This is a genomic window from Noviherbaspirillum sedimenti, assembly GCF_003590835.1.
Taxonomy (GTDB): Bacteria; Pseudomonadota; Gammaproteobacteria; order Burkholderiales; family Burkholderiaceae_D; genus Paucimonas; species Paucimonas sedimenti.
On the sequence record NZ_QYUQ01000002.1, the window covers coordinates 553,841 to 570,538 of the forward strand.

Annotated in this window: 14 protein-coding genes; 10 read left to right on the forward strand and 4 right to left on the reverse strand. The window is 56.1% G+C overall.

Annotated features, from left to right (window positions below):
- The first annotated feature begins 13 nt into the window (after positions 1-13).
- The 10 genes from D3878_RS02715 to D3878_RS02760 all read left to right on the forward strand — a co-directional run bounded on the left by D3878_RS02715 (position 14) and on the right by D3878_RS02760 (position 12,565).
- Positions 14-1,405, forward strand: a complete 1,392-nt coding sequence (locus tag D3878_RS02715) for a DUF1329 domain-containing protein (protein ID WP_119784079.1) — start codon at positions 14-16, stop codon at positions 1,403-1,405.
- An 89-nt stretch (positions 1,406-1,494) separates the two neighbouring features.
- Positions 1,495-2,607: a WD40/YVTN/BNR-like repeat-containing protein gene (locus D3878_RS02720; protein ID WP_119784080.1), complete on the forward strand. Its 1,113-nt coding sequence runs from the start codon at positions 1,495-1,497 to the stop codon at positions 2,605-2,607.
- A 24-nt stretch (positions 2,608-2,631) separates the two neighbouring features.
- Positions 2,632-5,073, forward strand: coding sequence for an efflux RND transporter permease subunit (locus D3878_RS02725; RefSeq protein WP_119784081.1), 2,442 nt, complete (start codon positions 2,632-2,634; stop codon positions 5,071-5,073).
- A 168-nt stretch (positions 5,074-5,241) separates the two neighbouring features.
- Positions 5,242-7,260, forward strand: a complete 2,019-nt coding sequence (locus tag D3878_RS02730; RefSeq protein WP_119784082.1) for an alpha-ketoacid dehydrogenase subunit alpha/beta — start codon at positions 5,242-5,244, stop codon at positions 7,258-7,260.
- A complete protein-coding gene (locus tag D3878_RS02735) occupies positions 7,260-7,484 on the forward strand; it encodes a lipoyl domain-containing protein (protein WP_119784083.1) in 225 nt (74 codons plus the stop codon). Before D3878_RS02730 ends, D3878_RS02735 begins: the two co-directional genes overlap by 1 nt.
- Before the next feature lie 28 nt (positions 7,485-7,512).
- Positions 7,513-8,679, forward strand: a complete 1,167-nt coding sequence (locus D3878_RS02740; RefSeq protein ID WP_119784084.1) for an acyl-CoA dehydrogenase family protein — start codon at positions 7,513-7,515, stop codon at positions 8,677-8,679.
- A gap of 1 nt (position 8,680) precedes the next feature.
- Positions 8,681-9,679 (forward strand): acyl-CoA dehydrogenase family protein, encoded by a 999-nt coding sequence (locus tag D3878_RS02745; protein ID WP_119784085.1) that lies wholly within the window; start codon positions 8,681-8,683, stop codon positions 9,677-9,679.
- A gap of 18 nt (positions 9,680-9,697) precedes the next feature.
- A complete protein-coding gene (locus tag D3878_RS02750; protein ID WP_119784086.1) occupies positions 9,698-10,225 on the forward strand; it encodes a MarR family winged helix-turn-helix transcriptional regulator in 528 nt (175 codons plus the stop codon).
- Positions 10,226-10,346: 121 nt separating this feature from the next.
- Positions 10,347-11,432 (forward strand): hypothetical protein, encoded by a 1,086-nt coding sequence (locus D3878_RS02755; protein WP_119784087.1) that lies wholly within the window; start codon positions 10,347-10,349, stop codon positions 11,430-11,432.
- The gene (locus D3878_RS02760) at positions 11,429-12,565 is read left to right on the forward strand and encodes an ABC transporter substrate-binding protein (RefSeq protein WP_119784088.1); all 1,137 of its coding nucleotides are present in this window, start codon (positions 11,429-11,431) and stop codon (positions 12,563-12,565) included. The genes D3878_RS02755 and D3878_RS02760 overlap by 4 nt, the downstream gene beginning before the upstream one ends.
- 40 nt (positions 12,566-12,605) lie before the next feature.
- Here the strand turns inward: D3878_RS02760 and D3878_RS02765 are convergent, their stop codons facing one another.
- The 4 genes from D3878_RS02765 to D3878_RS02780 all read right to left on the reverse strand — a co-directional run bounded on the left by D3878_RS02765 (position 12,606) and on the right by D3878_RS02780 (position 16,335).
- Positions 12,606-13,547 (reverse strand): AraC family transcriptional regulator, encoded by a 942-nt coding sequence (locus D3878_RS02765; RefSeq protein WP_158592159.1) that lies wholly within the window; start codon positions 13,545-13,547, stop codon positions 12,606-12,608.
- A 170-nt stretch (positions 13,548-13,717) separates the two neighbouring features.
- Complete coding sequence (locus D3878_RS02770) at positions 13,718-14,191, reverse strand: aromatic-ring-hydroxylating dioxygenase subunit beta (protein ID WP_119784090.1); 474 nt, start codon at positions 14,189-14,191, stop codon at positions 13,718-13,720.
- Positions 14,179-15,477, reverse strand: a complete 1,299-nt coding sequence (locus D3878_RS02775; RefSeq protein ID WP_119784091.1) for an aromatic ring-hydroxylating oxygenase subunit alpha — start codon at positions 15,475-15,477, stop codon at positions 14,179-14,181. Before D3878_RS02775 ends, D3878_RS02770 begins: the two co-directional genes overlap by 13 nt.
- Positions 15,478-15,525: 48 nt before the next feature.
- Positions 15,526-16,335 (reverse strand): class II aldolase/adducin family protein, encoded by an 810-nt coding sequence (locus D3878_RS02780; protein ID WP_119784092.1) that lies wholly within the window; start codon positions 16,333-16,335, stop codon positions 15,526-15,528.
- Positions 16,336-16,698: the final 363 nt, after the last annotated feature.

Here is a 16,698-nt window from a genome sequence, read left to right on the forward strand (position 1 = left end):
AAGGAGACAAGAAATGCGTAAACTAACTATTATTGCTGCATTAACCTCGCTGACCTTTAGCGCGACCGCCATGGCGGCGCCTACACCGGACCAAATCAAGCAGCTTGGCACCACGCTGACGCCTTGGGGCGCGGAGATTGCCGGCAACAAAGACGGCACCATCCCCGCTTATACAGGCGGTATGGCCACGCCGCCGGCTGGATTTTCTCCAGAAAAAGGCAAGTGGGTCGATCCTTTTCCGGATGATAAGAAGTTGTTTTCCATCGACGCTAAAAATATTGACAAGTACGGAGACAAAGTCAATGCCGGCCTCAAGGAACTCATGAAGCGGTATCCGGATACGTTCCGGATGGATATTTATCCGACCCGTCGCAGTTATCCGGCACAGCCAAAAGCGTATGCCGATGCGGCGCTGGCGAATGCAAAAAACTCGGAATGCAAGACGGAGTCGAATGGCACCGGTATGAGGGGATGCACCTTGTCGACGCCATTTCCCATTCCCAGTAACGGTAATGAGGCAATGTGGAACCACCTGTTGCGAGTCAGAGCATTGAGTTGGGAGATTGTGTCTTTCAACGGTGTCAGCGATAGCGCCGGGAATAAACAAACGCCATACAGCTTTATGGGGCGTGCCGAGATGCCTTATTTGGATATCAACCAAAAACCATACGATGGCGGTATCGGCAACTACTATTATCGTGGTGTTACCCGTGCCATTTCGCCAGCTCGGGATGCGGGCAATACGACCTTGATCTGGTATCCACTTCAATACGACAAGGACGATCAACGCACCTGGTCGTACACAACCGGTCAGCGCCGTGTGCGCCTGGCGCCGGAATTTGCCTATGACACACCGGTAGCACCGCTGGCAGGGGTGATCTTCTACGACGAAGCGCAGATGTTTGCAGGTCGCATGGATATGCACAACTTCAAGTTGGTGGGGAAAAAGGAAATGTATGTTCCCTATCACGCCTATAAGGCAATTTGGGCGCCTATAGATTCGGTTCGCGGCAAGCACCATGTCAATCCCGATGCAATGCGTTATGAATTACACCGGGTGTGGGTTGTCGAGGCAACGCTCAAAGATGGCAAACGGCATGCGGTGCCAAAACGTATCTTTTATCTGGATGAAGACTCTTGGACGGTCTTGGTGATGGAAGGTTATGATCAAGCCGGCAAGTTGTCCCGAGTTCAGATGGGCCATTCCTTGCCAAATTACGCCACTGGCCTGGGCATGGTCGATTTCCAGTCATCGCTCCAGGCTTATGACTTTGCCCAAGGCTCATATTTGCTCCTGTCGAACTTGGGGCAGCCGGAATCGTACTATAAGCCGCTTGCCTCACGAAATGGGCAATTTTCGGCCCAGTTTAGCCCTGAGGCGGTCGCCGGAAGAGGCGTTCGCTGATCATCCGTCTCTTCCATCCATGCGGGTGGAAGAGACGGCATCTCATCACTCTTCCTCACGGGAAGATTTCGCTTGGGGATAGCGCCACTATGGGCACAGCAATCACAAGGTTACTCCTGGCCACAATGTTCATCATGTGTGCCACACTCGGCGTGTCGGCGGCCGAACCGAACGACGCCAGATTCGATCCACTTCATACACCGGCGACAGTCGGCCAGCGGGCCAATGAAGCGCAGTTGACGGCCGTCGCGCGAGCCGGGAAACGATTGGTCGCCGTGGGTGCGCGCGGACAGATTATTTTATCCGACGACCGCGGCGCTACCTGGACGCAAGTTGCGGTTCCTGTCAGCGTGGATCTTACTGCGATCAGTTTTCCGACACCTGAGCATGGTTGGGTGGTAGGACATAGCGGCGTTGTGCTGCATACCTCCGATGGCGGAAAATCATGGGCCAAGCAGCTCGATGGTCAAACCGCTGCTAAAGCGATGGTCGATTATTATCAGGCACGTCAAAAGGAAGGCAATGATGCCGTCAAGCGCGCTCTGGAAGATGCCTCGATCAGCCTGAGCAGCGGCCCGTTGCTGCCTTGGCTGAGCGTCCATTTCCGCGATCCGATGCACGGCTCTGTCATCGGCCCATTCAACACAATCATGCAAACGGCCGACGGGGGAAAAACCTGGATTCCCCTGCTCGAGAAATTGCCCAATCCCGACAGCTTGCATCTGAATGGGATCGCCGAGCTCGATGGCGCTATGTTCATTGCCTCGGAACGAGGCAAGGTATATGTCAAAGAAAAAGGTTCAGACAACTTCATCCTGCGAGATACAGGATATCCAGGTTCATTTTTTGGCGCAGTTGCCGGGGAAGGAGTTGTCCTTGCTTACGGCATGGTGGGAACGGTGTTCCGAAGCTTTGATCGCGGCGCGACCTGGGCCCGGGTTGACACCGGCATCCGCAGAGGGATCACAGGAGCCGCCGTACTCGAAGACGGCCGGGTTGTGCTGGTCAGTCAGGGCGGCGACCTTTTGATCGGCCAATTCTCCGATGAAAGTTTTTCCTTGCTAAAAACTTCTCAGCGTTTTCTGTTCACCGGGCTGACTCCAATCAACCCGGAAATGCTAGTCATAACGGGCAACCGTGGCGTAGTAGTTGAGCGCATCTTGTCTACCCAGAGACTGGCGAGATGCAGCGCGCCTTGTTAATTGAATCGATGAAGAGAGGCTACCTTGGCCATTGATACAAATAAAAACCGACTGCCGATCATTCGAGATCTGAAAGACTTCGACAAAAAATCCGGTGGTCTGGTTGAACGAGTGATATTCAACAACCGGCTTCTGGTGGTGCTGATCTGCGCAATCATCACCGTGGTGCTGGGCTATCGCGCCACGAAACTCGAAGTCAATGCAAGTTTCGAGCAGATGATCCCGCAGTCCCATCCCTATATCAAAAATTACTTTGATAATAAGGAATCCTTGAAAGGCCTTGGTAATTCAATCCGTATCGTCCTTGAAACCACCAAGGGCGACATTTTCGACCCAGCCTATCTCGATCAACTTAAAAAAATCAATGATGCCATTTACCTGACTCCTGGTGTCGACCGTTCAATGATGCGGTCGCTGTGGATGCCGGCGGTTCGTTGGACAGACATTAATGAGCAGGGATTTGTCGGCGGACCGGTTATGCCGTTCGATTACGACGGAACCCCGGCTTCGGTGCAGCACTTCAAGGAAAATGTGCTGAAGGCCAGGCTGGAGGGATCCATTGTCGGCCAGGGATACACCTCCAGCATGATTGTAGTACCGCTGCTCGCCACCAATGCTGAAACGGGAAAACCACTGGACTACAAAAAACTCGCCACAGTCCTGGAACAGGATATTCGGCAGAAGTTTTCGCAAGCTTCAGGTGGCGCGGAACCCGGGCATTACAAAATCCGGATAGTCGGCTTTGCCAAGTTGGTCGGCGACTTGATTGAGGGCTTGCATCAGGTTTTGGGATTCTTTGCCGTGTCTGCATTGATTGCCACATTGCTGATCTATCTCTACACGCGAGACTTACGCAGCACGCTATTGCTTGTATTCTCGGCAGCCTGTGGCGTGGTCTGGCTGCTCGGCCTGCTGCAGGTTCTGGGCTACGACCTGAATCCCTATTCGATCCTGGTGCCGTTCCTTATCTTTGCCATCGGTATTTCCCATGGTGCGCAAAAAATGAATGGGGTGATGCAGGATATCGGGCGCGGCACGCACAAATATGTCGCAGCACGATATACCTTCCGGCGTCTTTTTCTTGCCGGACTTACCGCACTCTTGACGAACGTGGCGGGATTTGCGGTGCTGATGATTATCGATATTCCAGTCATCCGCGATTTGGCGCTCACGACCAGTATCGGGGTGTTGGTTCTGGTATTTACCAAACTTTTCTTTATACCGGTCGCGCTTTCCTATATTGGCGTCAACCCAAAATCGGCGCAACGCAGCTTGCGGTCCGAAGAAGGCAGGCAGACCGGCGCCATGGGCGCAATGTGGGAGCTCATTGCGCGCGCAACGGAGAGGCGCTTTGCCTTGCCTTTGGTGATTGGCTCTATCATTCTGGGCTGCATGGCGGCGGCAGTGAGCCTGACCTCGCTGCAAATTGGCGATCTGGACGCAGGCGCTCCGGAATTACGGCCGGAATCCCGATATAACCGGGATATGGCTTACATTAATAAGCATTACGGCTTATCGAGCGACCAGTTTGCAGTCATCGTCAAAACATCGCCAGACAAAATGGTCTCTTATATCTCCATGTTGGAAATGGACCGGTTGGCATCGGCACTACGCCAATTGCCTGGGGTGCTGGCGACCAATTCCATAGCCGAGCGCGCAAGAGGCGCTACGTTGGGGATGTACGAAGGCGATCCACGCTGGCTGACGCTGCCGCGTGACGAAAAGACAATCTGGATGGCGGTGAAGAATGTCGTCACGGACTCTCCCGAGCTGATCAATGCTAACGCAAGCGTGGCTCCCATGGTTGCTTACCTGAAGGATCATCGCGCTGACACGTTGAAGGAGATGGTCAAGGCAACCGAGGCGTTCGCTGCAGAACACAATACCGAAGATCGCCAATTCCTGTTGGCGGCTGGCTCCGCCGGCATCGAGGCAGTCACAAACATTGTGGTGCAGGAAGCAAATTACCGGGTGCTGGGGCTGCTGTATCTCTCCGTGATTGCATTCTGCTTCATTACGTTCCGCAGCTGGCGCGCAGTGATCGTTGCAATTGTCCCCTTGTTGATCACGTCGTTTCTATGTGAGGCACTGATGGTGTTTCTCGGAATTGGGATCAAAGTGGCAACGCTACCAGTCATCGCGTTGGGTGTGGGCGTGGGCGTGGACTACGCCTTGTATCTGATTAGCGTGCAGGTGGCTGCGCAGCGCCAGGGTGCAACGCTCAAGGAAGCTTATGGCCTGGCTTTGCGCTTCACCGGCAAGGTGGTCGCCCTGATTGGCGTGACAATGGCTGCGGGCGTCGTCACGTGGGTATGGTCGCCGATCAAGTTTCAAGCCGATATGGGCCTTCTACTGACCTTCATGTTCTTGTGGAACATGATCGGTGCGCTTGTGCTGATTCCGGCGCTTTCGCATTTCCTTCTAGGTGATTCGAAATTCATCGGCAAGCAATCCATGAGCCGATAGCGTCAATAGACTGTTGACGATGATTTTTATATTAAAAAATTTTTTGTCAGGCGCAATATCCTGGAAGAAGTCAGAAAGTAGCCCTTGACGCAAATGTTAAGGGTAAACTAAGATAACTACGTTATATGTATAATCAGGCTTGCGCCTGTAAATCGGAGGAATTCTCGAATGATCGCGCACCAACGCAATACAGATAAAACGCTCTCAAGTGCAAACCTGCGTGACATATATCGCACTGCGTCCTTGATAAGGACGGCTGAAAACAAGATACTGAAACTCTTGCGTTCCGGTGCAATTTCCTTTCCGTTTTACCCGGTTACTGGGCAGGAGATCGCCCCGGCCGTACTCGCTCATTGCCTGGGAAAAGACGATCAGATGGTCACGATTTACCGTGGCCTCGCTGATCAGCTGGCAAAGGGCTTGAGTTTATTCGAAGTGCTCGGTGAATGCATCGGACACTCAGCCGGCCTGTGCGGCGGTACTGGTGGCGGCATGGGCATTGCCAAGCCCGAACTCGGCATAATGATGACTACCGGCATTGTAGGCTCCGGTGCGCCAGTGGCCAACGGGTTGGGCCTCGCATCGCAGTTGCAAGGTACAGGCAAAGTGGTGGCGGTGAGTTTTGGGGATGGCGCCACCAGCATTGGTGCTGTGCATGAGGCGATGCACATGGCTTCGCTTTGGAAGCTGCCTGTGATCTTCGTTTGCCATAACAATCAATGGGCGGAATCCACCCCCTTTGCAGAGTATTCGACGATTGACCGATTGTCCCGTCGCGCCGAAGCGTACAGCATGGCTGGCGTTACTGTCGATGGCGCCGATCCGGTAGCGTTGCAGGCTGTTTTCGCCGAGGCGGTCGAACGCGCCAGTTCTGGCGCTGGGCCTACCTTCATTGAATCGATGACCTACCGGTTGTGCGGCCACTACTATGCAGATCAGGGCCCATACATGGATAAAGAGCGCCTGGCGCAAGAACGCGATAAAGACCCGGTTCCGGCGCTGCGTGCTCGTCTCATCGCAGAAGGCCATGCAAGCATCGACCAACTCGACAGCATTGACGCGCAGGTCGCCGCCATCGTCGATGCAGATTGCGCGCGCCTGCTTGATACGCCCGACGACGCGCCTACGCGAAAAGCGCTGCGCAGGCATGTGTATGAGGATCCCGACTTCGTGCCGGTAAGCCGCCATGCGGCGCCAGCCGATCCAGTCCCTGCAGCGGTGCGCAAAGGCACCATGCGGGATGGCTTTAATGAGGCGCTCAGTATCGCCCTTGAACGCGATCCGGGTGTCATTGCGCTGGGCGAAGATATTGCCGATCCTGCCGGTGGGGTAACCGGTGTTACGCGCGGCTTGTCGACGCAATATGGTCTTCATCGCGTGCGCTCAACCCCGATCGCGGAGCAGGCGATTTTTGGTGCCGTTGTTGGCGCTGGCCTGGCGGGCATGCGGCCAGTGGGCGAATTGCTCATGATGGACTTCCTCCCGGTTGCCATGGATCAATTGATCAGCCATGCCGCCAAGGTGCGGTTTATGACTGGAGGGCAGGTGCATTGCCCAATGACGATGATTACCCTGATTGGCCAGGGCAATGGCGCGCAACACTCGCAATCGACAGAGGCATGGTTGATGCACACGCCAGGACTCAAGGTGGCCTATCCATCGACCCCTGCGGATGCAAAGGGACTGCTGCTGACGGCAATCTTTGACAATGATCCGTGCATCGTTCTTGAATGCATGAGCCTGTTGTATAGCAGCGGAGATATTCCGGAAGGGGACTATCGTATTCCCTTTGGCTCTGCTGCCGTGCGTCGCGAAGGCAGTGATGTCAGCATCATTAGCTATGGCGCGACCATGACCGATGCGCTGGCGGCAGCTGACCTGCTTGCCGCTGATGGCATCAGTGCGGAAGTGATCGATTTACGCTCCCTGGTGCCGCTGGATGGTCACACGATTTTGAAATCAGTAGCCAAAACGGGGCGCGCCGTGATTGCGCATCGCGCTACGGAGTTTCTCGGTGCTTCCGCAGAAATTTCTTCCCTGATCAATTCCGAACTTTTCGGCCAGTTGAAGGCGCCGGTCCAGCGCGTGGCTGGCGACTACACCCCCGTACCCAAGAGCACGAAGCTTTTGGGTGTTTATTTCCAAGGTGCGGCAGCAATTGTCAGTGCCGCAAAGGAGACTCTGTAATGGAACTGCGTATTCCCCAATCCGGTGATGCTGTCACCGAAGTTCAACTCGTCGAATGGCACGTCGCTGATGGTGCCGAAGTCAAGGAAGGCGATGTCGTGTACTCGATCGAGAGTGAGAAGGCGGTCATTGATATCGAGGCACCGGCTGCCGGCAAGGTGAAGATCATTGAGCAGGCCGGTGCTTTCCTCGCCATCGGCCATCTCGTGGGCAGTGTCGCCTGATCAGGGTGATGAGAATTTGAGGGGCTATATGATGAATTTTGCCGCCGACATGGAAGATGCCGAATATCGCGACCGCATGCGAAAAATCGCTGATGATTACGATTGGCCTGCAATGCAGAGGATGCGTGCTGAAATGCAGTCTCTGGGAGTGGAAAAATACTCCATCGAGTTTTATCAGCGTATCGCCAAAGAGGGGCTGGTCGGGCTCAGCTGGCCGCAACCCTACGGTAAAGGCGTGCCGTTCATACGTGCATTCCTGTTTGCTGAAGAACTGGAAACCCAGGGTTTCGGTGGCTATGCATTGACGACCAATCAACGCGGCGGCGGGATGCTGATCCGTAGCGGCACGGACGAACAAATCCGGCAGCACTTGCCCCAGGTCGTAAACGGTACATGGCGATTCTGCCAGGGTCTTTCCGAACCCGGTGCCGGCAGCGATTTGCTATCCCTGAAGACGCGCGCTGTGCGGGAGGGCGACGAATACATTGTTAACGGCTCCAAGCTCTGGACCTCCAATGCGCATATTTCAGATTGGACGGGACTGCTGGTACGCACGGATCCGGAGGCTTCAAGGCACCGTGGCTTGTCAATGTTGCTTGTTGATCTGAAGTCGCCGGGGATTGAAATTCAGCCTGTATGGGTAATGGGAGGCTGGCGGGTCAACGCAGTGTTTTACGATAACGTTCGTGTTCCCGCAGCCAATCTCATCGGTGAGGAAGGTAAAGGATGGGATGTCGTCACCGGCAATCTTGACGAAGAACGTGCCATGAGTTTCGGCGGTACCGAGACGCGCGCGCTGGCGGTGCGCTTGATTCATCGGCTTGAAGGCATGGCGGATCAACTGTCCGAGACGGATCTCGAGAAACTTGGCCATTTCATCATGGAACTGGAGGCCGACCGTTTGCTGTATCTGCGTGTCGCTCTTGCCGCCGGTCGCGGCGATGACACGAGCGGCATCGGCCCCATGAGTAAAGTCTTTGGATCGGAATTGGCCCAGCGGTTCATACAATGGGCAGCCGACGTCATTGGCGATGAAGTGCTGTTTGCCGATGCCGACGGCAGCGAGGACGTGCTTGCCAGTGATATGGAAGAGCAGCTGCGCGCGGCAACGGTATTGACAAATATCGGCGGCACGAGTGAGGTGCAGCGCAATATCATCAGCAATCGTTATTTTAAACTACCCCGGGCCTATTAATATGCTAGACGAAAGATGGAGCAGCGATGCCGAAGAAATCGGCAATGCGCTACGGAAGTTACTTGCAGTTGAAAGCGCAATTGAACGAGTCCGCATCGCCGAAGGTAGCACAGATGGGCGTGATCGCGCTTTGGAGGCGGCGCTTGATGCGTTTGGGTTATCCGATCTGGAAGCCGAACCTGACGTTCTGGCACGTATCGCCTATGAACTGGGGCGAGCGCTGGCACCGGTGGCAGTCGTGGAATCCCTGCCGGCGCTGACAGTACTGCGCCGAAATGATGTGGCGTTCGGGTTTGACGGTCTTGTACCCGCTGCATTGCCTTACGCTGCAGTGCAGCGCAGTGATGGCGTTTATATTGAGAAAGTTTTAGGAATGCCACGCAAATCTGCGGCAGGCGACTTTCTTGTTCAGCACCAATCCAATGGCGATGGGGAATTTATCGGCGATTCTGCTATCGCTGACCGTCTGCTTCGCTTGATGAACCTGCTGGATGCATCCAGGATGGTAGGCGCCGGTCAAGCCTTGCTCCAGTATGGTGTTGATTATGCTAATGAGCGCGAACAGTTTGGCAAAAAGATTGGCGGTTTCCAGGCTGTCGCGCACAAGCTCGTTGAAGCCGGTATCGTCCTTGAAGGTGCGGAATTGCTTGTGAGGAAGGCCGCATTCACAGCGTTAGAACGTGCGGGTGGGGATGGTGCGCCGGCGCCGGTGTTTTCGATGATGGTGCTTCCCAAAGCAATAGAGGCCTCCCGGCTGGTGGCGACGACGGTACACCAGGTATTTGGCGGCAACGGATTTGCGATGGAGTATAACGTGCAGCTCTTCAGTCGTCGCCTGCGCAGTTGGGCTATGCGGCGAGAACGGCCTGGAAAGCAGCTCGCGGCGCTGGCCAGAACAATGCTGACCGCGGAAAAGCGCGATGCCGTCAAATATCTATGGAATCACGATAGTGGATTGCCGCTGCCTCGCTGGGCACGTGAGGCAGACAGAAAAGCCTAACTGGCCTGACAAAAAGTTATGAACCAAATCGCCCCCCAGAATGCGTCAAGCCGACAGGGAAAATCCTCTGCTGTTGTGAAAAATCCGAAATCCAGGCGTACTCCCGAAGAGATAAACTGGGACACGCGTCTTGGCTTTCTGATGCATGACGTATCCCGACTCAGGCGAACTGTCTTTGATGAATTCATGAAACCGCTGGGGGTCACGCGCTCCCAGTGGTGGGTGCTGGCCTATCTTTCCCGCCATGACGGGATGATTCAAAGCGATCTGGCAGACATGCTGGAACTGGGCAAGGCGGCCCTGGGCGGCCTGATCGATCGCCTGGAATCATCAGACTTCATTCAACGCAGGGCCGATGCGACGGACAGGCGCGTCAAGCGAATCTACCTGACTGAAAAAGGCGTTCAGATCATCAAGCAAATGCGCAATTCCAATCAGGATATGAGTGAGCGCATTTTGAATGGCTTGAATGAAGCGGAGCGGCAAAATTTGTTCGAGCTGCTGGCGCTTGTGAAAAAAAATCTTGTCACAATTAAGAGCGTCTAAGAGCTTTGAAAAATGGTGTCAAAGCGTCTTTTCCGATCCCGCCCCATTTCCATTTTGTTAGGCGTTCTTAATTTTATTGATGATTCCGCACACGATAGGGCGCAACCCACAAAGGAGCATTATGGATTCTGATTTGCAGCGAAAGTCGGCGCGCTATAGGGTTGTTCAATGGGCTACGGGGCATATTGGCACAGAGAGCCTGCGTCAAGTCATCGATCATCCCGATCTTGACTTGGTTGGACTCTTTGTTTATTCGCCGAATAAGGTCGGGGTGGATGCCGGCCAGCTCTGTGGCAGACCGGATACCGGTATCCGGGCGACGAATCGGATTGAGGATATCGTCGCGCTTGACGCTGATTTCGTGCTGCACATGCCGATGCTCGAACCGTCGCCGGAAAATAGTGACCGCGAAGTACTCTCCTTGCTCGAGTCAGGCAAGAACGTGATCTCGATACGCGGATATTTCTGGCCAGCCTGGCGTGGCCAGGCGTATGAGAAGAAGTTTCTCGATGCCTGCCGTAAGGGCAACGCCACCCTGCATGGAAATGGAATTTGCCCGGGTTTCGTGTTTGACCGGATGGGCCCCGTGCTTACAAGCTTTTGCACGGCCGTCAAGGAAGTGCATTTCATCGAATATTTCGATTTGCGGATGCGGCCCTGGCATACGATCCAGGATGTGATCGGTCTCGCCACGCCCCCGGGATCGATTACCATCGCGCATCAAACACCGCGGACGCTGACGACGCTCTACAGCGAGATGTACCATCTCATGGCCGCGCAATGGGAAACCGAAGTGGTTTCGATTGATCTGAAGCTCGATTGGGTTCCCGCGGAAAAAGACGTGGTTTTATCCAGTGGAACGGTTCGTGCGGGAACATCCGTCGGCACCATCTGGACATGGACCATCAAGATGGCCAACGGCCTTCTGGTGACGCAAAAATCGCATTGGTATGTCGATGCAATACCGGGCTGGGACGAACGCAACGTGTGGATCGTCGATATCGTTGGCGAGCCGCGCTTCCGTTGCGAAATGCCGCTTGAAGTCATTGGCCCCGACTCGCTGACGGCGGGTGGCTACGATCCCAATGGCCGTGCGCTGGCGGCGTTATGCATTAACGCCATGCCCGAGGTCGATGCTGCTCCAGCGGGCATCCTGAAGCCAACCATTTTTGCGCCGTGGCGCGCTCGATTTTTCAAGGAGGCATGATGAGCGATAGCGCACAGAAAAAACCAGTCGTCAATCCGCGACGGCCTACGACGCTGCCTTATCGCGTCGGTCTGTTGATCGACTGGGCTTATGAGACGGCACCAGTGAACGACTATGCGGACGCCATAACGCTGGCATGCGAAGAAGCGCACGCAAAAGGATTGATCGATCGACCGGTCGAATTGGTGGTGCGACGTGTATACGGTGGCCCCAACGCATCAGCGCTGGATGTCCTGGCGGCGTTCAGGGAACTGATCAATGAACGTGTATTGGCAGTGATCGGTCCGACCCTTCCGGATGACATGATGGCGTGCCGACAGGAGTTTGATCGGGCGGCGACGCCGGTGCTGTCGTTCGGCGGCACCATGGGCATCAGCAGTCCGTACGTTTTTCAATTACCCAATGGCACCTACGCTGACGAGGTGCACATGATCGTGAATTATGCGCGCGCGAGTGGTTGCAAGTCGATCGGGTTATTGCGCGATCAGACGCTGATGGGGATGGAATATCAAGCCACGTTTGCATTGGCGACGCGTGACGCCGGTATCCGGGTCGCTGGTGTTCATGGTATCCGGCCTTCGCCAGACAACCCGGAGTTGCTTGAAGGGCTCAAGGCGCTACGTGATGCGGATGCAGATGCACTTCTGGTGATCTCCGTGAGCCTGCAGGCACCCATCGAGGCCGCACTTAAGCAACTGGACTGGTCTCCAATGAAACTGATGGTATGTAATTTCGTTGCATCGATTCCTGGCTTTGATGGCGCCGAACCGTTCGAGGGCTGGGTTGGCATCGACCAGTATCACGAAGAAAACCCGGTCTTCCGCAATCTCGTTGCCCGGTTTTCGGATCGTTTCGGACGCCATGCTGCCCACACCTATCAAGCGATCGGTTATGACATCGGTCGGGCGCTGTGCTATGCGTTTTCCATGATGGCGCCGGCAACGCCGGAAGGCCTGCGTGAGGCTCTTGAGAAAGTGCGCATGTTGCCCGCTGCAGCAGGCGGGCCGGGCACGGTAATCAGCTTTAGCCAGAGCACGCGAAGAGGGTATCAGGGAAATTATCTCGTCTACCGGCGCGTCACCAACGGACGGAATGAAGCCATTGGCACCCTCGGCGATCACCTGTATAAATGACAGCTAATCAAATCGAACTTGAATTTTGACTAACTGACATTCAACTCATCGGTTGTATCCATGCCGCCTTGCGGTATTCCTTAGGGGGGATCCCGTGCCGGGTCCGGAAAACCCGGGCGAACGACGATTCGGACGCATAGCCGCTCTGGCGGGCAATTTCGCCAATCGGAAGAGTCGTGGAACGCAGGAGGACCGCGGCATGGTCGAGCCTGATTGCGGCCACATGCTGCATCGGTGGCAGCCCTAGACGGGCGACGTACTTCTCGGCAAAATTCGCCCGGGACATGCCAACGTGCTTGGCGAGCAACGCCAATGTCCATGGGTGTGCAGGATTTGCTGTCACCGCCGCGACGGCTTGCTCAATGCGGAAAGTTCTCAGCCAGACTGGCCCCAAGTGAGCAACGCGCTCCATGAGAGCGGGATCGCCGCGGACAACCTCGAGAAGCATCAATTCCGCCAGGCGCAACACTAGCGTACGCCCGCCGGGAGCCATCAGCGATGCCTTGAGCGCCGCCCCAAGTGTCACTACTTGCCTGTCTTTTCGTTTATAGCTCAGCAAGGGCGGCAACGCGGAAACAATCGGATTTGTGGTCAGCGGGGGAAAGCGGAACACGCCAGACAGTATTCGGAATGCAGGCGTCTCACCTGCGCAGAAACGCAGCAGCACGGGTACGTCGCGCTCCAAGGCGAGGGGTACCCGCTCGGCTTCGCGGGCAGGTACGGCCTTCACCTCCGGACTGTCACTCAGGCTGTGGCGCCGGCCGTGAGGCACGACTATGAAATCGCCGGCTTCGAGCACGGCATTGATGCTGACGTCCTCGGCACTCAAGTGGCAACGACCATCGAGGACGAAGTGGAAAGTCGGTCGCATCGCCACGAACATGGCCCCGCGACCCGCCGCCACCTCGATCAGCGAGCACTCCAGCTCCGTTACGCGAACGTGTTGCAGGATTTCCGAGACAGTCGTCTTGTGCGTTTTCATGTCGTAGCCGGGAGATGGGAAAAAGGAATGAACAGGATGTCCATTAAACATAGAAGGTTACTACATCAACTGTGAGAAACACGTTGCCAAAAAAGAAAACCCCGACAGCCAAATTCTGAAACTTGGCTGTCGGGGCTGGCAAGAATCGTCTTTCCCACTCGTGGCCAGGATCAGATCAGGAAGGTCATGTTGTTCATGTAGCCGTCGTTGTTCACCAGATAGACTGTTTTGCGCACGATTTTGAAGCCTCCTCCAATGGGCCGCAGATGATGGACAACCCGCGCTGCGAAGTTCTCCATCACGTTGCGGCGGAAAGCTGTGATGTTGAAAACCGACTTCGCTTCGACAAGTCCCTCGCCGATCTCGGCCACGCGGATGTTTCCTATGACGCGCACGACACGTGTTTGCGGCGACTGGGTGTGGGCGTACCCGGTTGACAGTCGACGTACTCGGTCCTCGAGCCCTGTATAGTTTTCGTAGATCAGCGCGACGTGGTTCTCCGGGGCGGCATCGTCATCATTGCAAGGTAGCCAGTAGCGGCCGTCCTCTGCCCACAGGGCCAGCCATTCCGAATAGGCGTGACGGTCGGCAAGCTCGCCTTCTTCATAGAGAAACGCCTCAACCCGCTCTTTCAGGACACGCATGCTTTCCCTCCTTCGCTAGACTCGGTCATCAGTTCGCGCCAGCGCGCAAAGAAGGCACGGTTGGATAATTCGTCGGTGATCTGGCCCGATACGGACCCGTCCTCGTGCTGCGTCTCGAGATGAATCCCCCGACTCAGCAGCGACCACGGATCCACCTCGGCGGCGAGCCCGATCTGATTGCGTTCGAACATTTCGATGTCGTCCGACTGGCCGCCGCCGGCCGGACCATAGAAGGCCTCGTGGTTACGCAGGCGTCGCGTATTGATCTCCTGCGGCGCACCCTTGAGCAGGATCGGGAACAAATGCACCCGGGTCTCGGTCGGTGTCATCGGCTGGATGAGGCGGAAATGTGCCCCTACGTAGCTGAAGTTCGGAAAGATGTAGAGGTGTGTGCCGCTCTTTGCGAGCAGGTACTCGGCGCGCTCCTTGCCGTAGCGCTCGATGAGTGCGTCGTGATAGGCTTTCGCAGCTTCCTCGCCCGGGCGATTGCCCGGGAAGGAGCGGGTTCCGCCCGCGAGGATGGAACTCGAATCCCACGTACAGTGACCATTGCCCAGGTGACGGATGCGTGCTGGCGAGGCGCTTGTGGTAAGCGTCGCGGGATTCTGCCCAGTGCGCGCCAGCACGTTCTCGAAATGGCTGCGGTGTACCGGGCCGGCATGGTACCCGTCGACCACATTCTCGATCATGAGCTTCCAGTTGCCCGCAAAGCCAACCTTGTGAACACCGGCGTTGACCATCAGTTCGCCCATTGGGGAGAGGTCCGCGATATCGTCGAGCTCGGCGAGTACGAGAGGACCGAGATGCTCATCGAGCGGTACGTCGTCCGGATTGAGCGTGGCGAACACGAAACCGCGACGCGATTCTACCTTGGCTACCTGACGCAGCCCGAGGGATTTCTTGTCGAAATCCTGGTCGTAGCGATCAGAGTATGGCACCACGGCGAGTTCTCCATCGAGCCGGAATCGCCAGCCGTGGTAGGAGCAGGTAAAGGCCTTGGCATTACCTCGCTCGTGGTGGCACACTGCGTTGGCGCGATGGGTGCAACGGTTCATCAGCACCCGCACGACGCCTTTGTCGTCGCGCAGGAAAATGACTGGCTGCCGGCCAATGTGACGCTGCCGGTAGTCGCCGTTATTGGGGATTTCACCCTCGTGTCCGATGAAGATCCAGTGCCGCGAGAACAGGATATCGAGCTCGCGCGCGAAGATTTCCGGATCGCGATAAACGTCCCCATGGACGCGATCCTTTTGCGCCAGACCGGCAATGTCGGTCATGCTCAGCATGATTTATCTCCAGTTGATTTTTGATTAGTGCGAGCTAGGCAGTGCCCATCAGGTGAGGACGCTGGGATCGGCCAGCACTTCGCGCCGGATCATTGCGTGGTACATGCGATTACCGGACTTGCCCCCAAGCGCCGCGCTCACCAGGCCATCCACGGCGGGCTGCGTCATTGGCAGCCCCCGCTCCGCGCCAAGTGCCTTCACGCGCCACGCCATGCGAGCGCGCGTCTCAAGTGCGACGCAACGCTGGTGGGCGCGGGCAATGCTGTCCCCAAGGATAAAGACGCCATGGTTGGCGAGGATCGCGGCGTTGCTGTTGCCCATGGCCCGCACGTTCAGTTCCGCGATTTCTTTGAAAGTGACATCGGCCTCATATTCGTTGTAGAGGCCCAACTCACCGACCTGTGCTGAATTCTGGTTGTAGATCCCGGGAATCTCCCCGAGCGCGCCCCACACGGTGCCCCACTGGCTGTGGTGATGGACCGCCACTTTGACGTCCGGCCGCAAGCGATGAGCGGCTAGATGTAGGGCAACCGCAGGCGTTACCGTCCAACGCCCCGAGAGCAGCTTGCCAGTGGTATCAATACGCAGAATGTCGGATGCGCGTATCTCGTCCCAAGGCACTTCCCAGGGGTTGAGCAGGATCGTGCCATCGGGCTGCACGTAGGTGATGTGTCCCCAATTGTGGTCGTCGTATCCCTCGCGGTGCAACATGCGGGCAAGTACCGCCACTTCCGCCTCCGGTGAAAGCGAGAAGTACAGGGTCTTCTGCTCGCCCTCCTCATAGACGCGGACTGGACGGTTCGTATTTGCCGTCTGGCCCATCGGGGCACTCGTTTCCTTGGTCGATGTTTCTGCCATGCCTGTTTCTCCTAGTTATAACCGATTGCCTTTGCCTACCGGGATAAAAGCACATTTGAAACGGGACTTTTGTGCTTGTTTTCCGGCCTTCGCCTCAGTCGTGCGGCATCGCTTGACGCGTGCCGCACGCCGATGTGAGAAGCATATTTCAATACATCAAATCAAGGTGGTAGAGACGGCGAGATATGGACGAACGCGCTACCATTTAAGACGTTCTGCACAGTTTTTCCGGATCTGATCCGCTGCGTCCCCGGACCGCCTCTTTGCCTCTCCTCGACGGCAAGGCCACTCTGCTTTCCGGCCACGATCTCGGTGAGTTCCGCTTGTGGCTGGAGCAGAAACTTGGCGGCGCCAATCCATCGC